Below are 7,475 nucleotides of genomic sequence, written 5' to 3' on the forward strand. Positions count from 1 at the left end.
CTGCACCGCCTAAAGTCCAAGTACCAGAACTCGTTTTGGTTAATGCGGTTATGTAAGTTGATGTTCCGGCATTACCCAAGATTGGTGTGAGTGTTGCAGTACCGTTACCCGTTAAGGTTAAGGTAGGTGTACTGGTGCCTGATGAGAAAGCAATTGATCCAGAATTGCCGAATGTTAAGGCACCAGTACCTGATGCATCAATGGTCGCCCCGCTCGCGCCAATGGTAAATAGGCGATCAGTCGTAAGTGTTTGGCCTGATGTACCGCCGGTGTATTGCAATGTGCCGCTATTAATTACCAAATTAGCTGCAGAGCTGGTAGATTGTCCAATACCACTAGACGCTCCACCATTTGCAAGAGTGGCTACCGACAAAATGCCACCACTAATAGTAGTAGCGCCGGTGTACGTGCTAGTCCCAGAAAGAGTCTGAGTTCCAGTACCCACCTTAGTTAATCCCAAAGTAGTAGGACCCGATGAGGCTCCTGAGTTTTTGATCGCTCCGGTAAAGGTGCCAGAGCCATTACCATTACCCACTGACAATGCCATACTGGTGCCCGCACCTCCATCAGAGAAATCTACCGTTCCAGATCCGGTTAATGCTCCAATGGCATCAATTGCATTAGCTACGCCGTATAGGCGCAAATATGTATTAGCGCCATTTAAGTTAACTGCAGATGTTGAATTTACTGAAGAAGTGGTGCTGGCTTGTAGCCAGAAATTACCGTAGTTATTAACTGTGATTTGGCCGCTAGTAGTAACAACGCCATAAATGGCTAGGCGATTATTCCACTGTGTTGTGTTAGCAATACTGTTGGTAATATTCCAGGCACCCGATCCAGAGGCTCCGTAAATAAAGGTTCCAGAACTACCAGTAGCGGTCCCTAGACCATTTGAACCATCAAAATTGATAGTTCCATTATTAACAAAGCCACCAGATAAGATATCGGCAAAGGTGCCTGAAGGCGTTAAATAGAGAACAGTTCCAGAATTAACGGTAGTTAAGCCTGTATAAGTATTGTTGCTAGTTAGGGTTAATGCACCAGAACCAGATTGAGTAATAGACCCCGTCCCAGAAATAATATTGGCATCGGTAATCGCTGCGCTTACGTTATAAACCAGTGCGGCATTATTAACGACGCCACCAGTACCCAGGCTTCCTGTTGCGCCACCTGCACCCACCTGCACAGTGCCCCCAGAGATAGTCGTACCTCCAGTATAAGTATTTGCTGCCGAGAGAATGACGGTACCGGTATTGGTTGAGTCACCAAAAAAAATACTATTGGCGCCACCACCAATGATGCTGCTGATAGTTAGGGTTGTAAGGGCAGCAGCTGCAATCTTATTCGTACCAGCAGCTAGAGTAATTGGATTATTGATGGTGCTAGTTGCCGTATCAAGTAATGTACCCCCTCCAATGGTCACTGTGCCAGTTGACAAATTAGATCCACCAGCGCCAGCAGAAGCAATAGATAAGGTGCCTCCCGAAATCGTAGTTCCACCAGTGTAGGTATTGGCACCAGTTAATTGAAGAGTGCCAGATCCATTAAAGGTGAGTGATGAACTACCATAGATATTTCCGCTGATGATGCTAGCTGCATTAGATGAGGTAATCGCAATTGACTTCAGTGAATTCGAATTCGCGGTTGCTGAATTGATATTGCCGGCAAGCGCGACTTTTCCACTACCCGCATTGATAGTAAATGCATTTGATGGAGAATAAGACAGAATAACGATACCTGAAGAGCCGCTACCTCCAACCGTTGTGGTGTCTTGACTGCCACCACCACCGCTACCATATCCAGAACCCGCACTGCCGATACCATTATTGGTGCCACCAACGTTCACATTAGTTCCACCATTCCCGCCGCCTCCTAGACCTCCAGAGCCGCCGAAAGCGCCGCTACCACCACCGCCACCAGCACCGTAATAAACCGTGGTGCCTGTAATACTGGACGCGAGACCATCTCCACCAGCTCCACCCAGGGCAGAACCCCATGTAATGTCATTAAATGTACTCCTAGCGCCAACACCCCCAGCTCCACCAGCACCGCCGCCGCCGCCAGCAGCAGTAGGACTTGGAGAGCCCGCTCCGCCAGTATTGCCTTGTGAAGCCGTAGCTGAACCGCCAACTCCACCAACTCCGCCACCGCCACCAGAACCACCAGAACTGCCAGCCGTATTAGTCCCAACGCCTCCACCGCCACCGCCACCAACAGCAGTGATATTTAAGGCTAAAGAGGATTGATTTAATGTTGAGTTGACTCCTGAATTACCAACATAAGGGTAGGAAACGATTCCACTGCCCCCTGCTCCAACTACAGCAGTAAAAGTAACGGCAGAACTGCTTGAAATATTTCCAGCAAGAACACCACCACCGCCACCGCCACCACCATCGTTAGCACCACCAGCACCACCGCCAGCAACCACTAGGTACTGAGCAATAATATTTGCAGGGGCCGTCCAAGAGTAAATACCAGTGCCCGATGCATAAGAAAGAGTTCCGCCGCCGCTAGGCAGAGTAATAGCCGATGATCCAGCAGTTCCTGTCGCAACTACTCCATTGACGGTATCGCTATAGGCGCCTGAGCCAGTGAACTGCAAAATATTTTGAAGTTGTAGAGAAGTAACGGCTCCATTAATGGTGACCGGTCCATTATTGCTACTTAAGGTCACGTTGCCTGCAATCGTTAAATTACCGCTCCACAACTGTCCACTAGCACCGCTAGTGGTAACAGAGCTTAGCAGGCTGCTTGCGCCCGATACTGAAATCGTAGATAAAGGAGTGGTGCCCCCTACTACTCCAGCAAACGTATTACTACCGCTTCCATTAGTAATGGTTAATGAGTAATTAGATCCAACAACGCTATCGACTGTTGAGCTAAATGTAATCGGCGCTGTGGTGGTGGTTAATACTGTGTTTGCACCTAGTATTACTGCACCGGTATAAGTCTGCAAAGCATTCGTAGTCACGCTGCCACCCAAAGTACTTGTACCAGATACAGTCAAGGCACTATTGGCAGTGGAATTAGTGATGGCACCACCAGAAGCAATAGATAAGGTTGCCAGAGTAACTGTGCCAGCATACTGGAGATCCACTGTTCCGGCCGCACCAATCGTCAGTAAACCACCTGTTGAACCACCCAAGGCGCTTGGGTTTGATAGCGCCAAAGTACCAGCATTCGCATTTACTGGGCCAGCAAATAAGGCGTTCGCGTTTGAGATCGTTAACACGGATGTGCCGGTATCTTTAGTGAGGGTGCCCACTCCTGAAATTGCACCAGAGAGTGTTTGTGCTGCAGATGAAGAATATTTAAAGGTTGCGCCAGTAGAAATGCTGATGTTTCCAGCATAAGAGCCACTACCGAGCGTACCTGCTGATCCAATTTGCAAGACACCTTTATTTACAGTGGTGTTACCCGTATAGGAATTGGCTGCATTCGAGAGAATAACGGTGCCGGTATTGCTACCTGCATTAACCGTTAGTGTGTTGGAGCCAGATATCACTCCCGCAATAGTTAATGTGTAAGTTGTGCTGGCATTACTGATAGCGCCACCACTAGAGCCGATCGCGATACCGCGGTTTGCGCCAATCGAAAATGCGCTAGTTTGACCGCTGGCCAACAATCCGCCACCGTTAATGGTGACATTAGTCGCTGCTGGGCTTGATACAGCGCCTAAGTTTCCATCAGAACTAATTTGTACTGTGCCAGCATTAATGAATGTGCCACCAGAATAGGAGTTAGCTCCACCAAGCGTCACTATCCCAGTATTGGAGTTGGTCAAGCTAAACGCGCCACTAATCACGCCATTTAGTGTGATGTTTCCTATGCCACCAATGTAAGAGTCTGCAGCTAGGACAATCTGTCTGGAAGGTGTCGCTGAATAACTCATTGTCACAGTAGCTGCTGTTGCTGAACTATTGGACAAAGATCCACCGTTAAGCTGGATCGCATAACCGGTAGAACCGCTATCGACCCAACCTACCCCATTAAGATCTAGAGTGCCGCCAGAGTTCACTACGAATGTATAACCATTCGTTGAGATGTTTGGGAAACCGACTGTGGATAGGAGCTTATAAGTACCGCCATTATTAATGATAAATGTTGCAGTCTTGGTGCTGGATCCTGATGCAGCATTTGCCAAAGTTCCCGCATTGATTGTTGTATTACCGGTGTAAGTATTAGCCCCGCCAAGCGTTGTAGTGCCAGAGCCATTCTGCGTTACGGTACCTGTACCAGAAATAATATTATTTGCCGTAATGGCATTGCTTCTATTGAACACAAGCGCAGCATTATTGGTCACGCCGCCTGAACCCAGAGTACCGGTTGTGTTGCCATCACCGATTTGTAAAGTACCGGCAGATATCGTAGTGACACCAGTGTAGGTATTGGCGCCAGTCAGAATCAATGTACCGGCGCCAGTTTTTGTATACAAACCAACGGTACTATTAGAATCCACCATCGGAGAGCTAATAGTCAGTGATGTATTACTTGCTACGCTGATGGTTAAGCCTGTGTTGTAGATTGCTAGAGAGCCGCCCGTGATGGAGTTTCCAGAGCCGCTTGAGTTGATAGTAAGGCCTTGAACTGAAATAGAGCCCCATGTATCGCCCACTCCAGCAAGGCTTACTGTTGCATTCCCGTTTAAATTAATCGTTGACCCTGCCCCCATAGTCTGGCCAATTGCTCCGTTGCCAGTTTGGGTATTTGCAAAAGTTCCATTGCTAACGGTGATAACGCTTGCTTGATTAATTCGGTTGTAACCACCGCCTGTTATTGCAAAAGTGCCGTTACCCGAAATACCAATGGTAGTAGTTGATAAGAGACCACTCAGATTTACCGTAGCAGCACTTACCGTCATAGCTCCAGTAAATGCTTTGTTCGTTGTCAAAGCTATGGTTCCAGTATTGGTGCTAGTACCGAACTGAATGGCATTGGCTCCAGTCATCGTTCCCGACAAAGTCAAGGTATTAGCTGAACCATTCACAGCAACGACACCACCACCTGTTCCCAGCACAATATTATTGGCAAGAGTAACGCTATTTGCCGTATCTAGAAGAGTGCCGCCGTTGGTTAATGTGACAGTATTTCCACTCGGCAAATTGGTTTGAGCGCTAACACTCAAGGTGCCGTAGTTCACATTCACACCGCCACTAAATGAATTAGAGGTATTGCTCAATACAACCGTACCGGTGTTGACAGAGTCTCCAATATTGATTGCAGCGCTACCAGCGACAGTATTACTAAATGTCACCGTGGTTCCAGCAGCTGCTGCGATATTTCCACCATAAATAGTCAGCAAACTGCCATTGGTATAGGAAAAATTATTCAGTAATGTGCCCGCGTACAGGTTTAGGTTGGTCAATGACCCGCCGCTTGGTGCGTAAACAATCGTTCCCGTGTAACTACCGCCGGTTGCTGTGCCTCCAATGTTCACAGTAGTGCCATCGATAGATCCGGTCAGCGTCAAAGTTACACCGCTGGCAGCCTCTATGACACCATTTGTTAAATATGCTATTATATTTTTACTGGTTGAGAAAGATGATGAGGCCAATAAAGCTCCGCCAATCAACATCACGGGACCACTATTCCCTAAATTTGCATCACTACTGACCTGTAATATTCCACTATAGATTTGAGTACCGCTGCCGTTAGCATAGGTATTTGTAGCGCCCAGGGTTAAGGTGCCCGAGCCAAGCTTAATTAATGTGCCACCATTGCTGGTTAATGCGCTTCCCAAAGTGACGGACTGCCCGTTTGTATCAATGAGATATGTTTGGAAAAGAGCGGAACTAAAACGACTTGAGTAGTCGGTGGTATTGCTGGAGCTGAACTGCAAAATACCGCCCCCAGTAATTCTGCCAGAATAGTTGCCAAAGGTAATCGTTCCTGAACTACCGATAGCATTAGCAGAACCCAGGTTCAAAGTTCCAGCATTTAGTATGGTGCCGCCTGTATAGCTGTTATTGCCGCTCAAGGTTAATGTGCCTGAACCAGCTTGAGTCAGGGTGCCTGAGCCGGTAATATTATTAGCATCAGTAATGGCATCGCTTCTATTGAAGATCAGCGCAGCATTATCAGTAACGCCGCCAGTGCCTAAGTTTCCTGTTGTACTTCCTGCGCCAACTTGAAGAGTACCGCCAGAGATCGTAGTGCCACCGGTATAGGTGTTGGCACCGGCTAGAGTGAATTTTCCGGAGCCGTTGTAAATTAAATTAGTTACACCACTAATCACTCCACTACTGCTTTGAGCTGAGGAACTTGAGCTTGATGTAATTGTTAAGCTGGTGAGCTTGCTTGATGAACCGATCGACACCGCCCCACTACCTGCATTAATACTTAATGCATTAGATGGTAGAGCTAAAACAACCGTTCCACCTACACCCGAACCAGCAGTGCCTGTGCTGTAAGAGCCTCCACCGCCAGAACCATAATTGGTACCAGAGACACCATTACTTGTGGCATTACCATTGCCCGGGGCACCATTACCTGCGCCAGTTCCACCAACACCAGCAGTACCACCGCCAATACTGTAGCCAGCCCCGCCACCACCGCCTGAACTGTAAACATAAGATGTTCCAGTAATCGCACTGGTATAGCCATTTCCACCGTTTTCCATGGAACAAATAGAGCCACAACTATTGCTTCCGCCATAACCGCCGGCGCCGGCATTGGAATTGCCGGCGGCTCCACCTATGCCGTACCAAGGATTCGAGCTAACGGTTGTAAGGCCTCCTACCGAACCTCCACCGCCCGCTGCAGAGACCGATCCTCCGGTTAAGCCTGTGAGAGATGAAGCGCCGCCGCTGCCGCCATTAGCAACGGCACCTCCGGATGCACCAGCACCACCATTACCAATGGTGATGCCGTAATTACTACCTACATTCAGAGCGCTATTTGAGCCCACTAAAACAGCACCGCCACCACCGCCACCGCCACCATTGTTGCAGGTACATCCAATAGAGCCACCACCGCCACCACCAACGACGAGATATTGAATACCTGACAAAGGCACTACAGTTGATACTGAGAATTGGCCTGTACCGCTAGTTGTAACGATCAAGCCATCTTGCACTGCTGCTGCAGATGCTGCTGTTGAAGTGCCATTTAGCAAGTAGTTAGTTGCAGCGTAGGTAAATTGGAAAACTGCACCGGTTGAAATAGCACCAGTAATCGTCACTCCCCCACTACTGCTGCTCAATGTTGGTGAGCTACCCGCCACATACAATGCGCCTGCATATGTTTGTGAACCAGTCGTAGTTACCGAGCCTATTAACACGGTGGATGCGGTGCTACTGCTGAAATTGAGGGATGATAGAGATACAGACCCTCCAACATTGCCACCCAACATAATAGAACCCGTTCCACTAGCAACCGTTAACGACTGCGAACCAGATGCCGTTCCGTCTACAGCTCCGGCAAAAACCACAGCGCCGTTGGTGGTTGTAAGCGTAGTATTAGCACCCAAAGTAACA

Annotated in this window: 1 protein-coding gene; it reads right to left on the reverse strand. The window is 48.4% G+C overall.

The window, feature by feature from the left end; all coding sequences use genetic code 11:
* A partial coding sequence (locus tag AOC28_RS11625; protein ID WP_192846869.1) for an autotransporter-associated beta strand repeat-containing protein occupies nucleotides 1-7,475 on the reverse strand: 7,475 nt, incomplete at both ends.

Source organism: Polynucleobacter sp. MWH-Adler-W8, assembly GCF_001889925.1.
Taxonomy (GTDB): domain Bacteria; phylum Pseudomonadota; class Gammaproteobacteria; order Burkholderiales; family Burkholderiaceae; genus Polynucleobacter.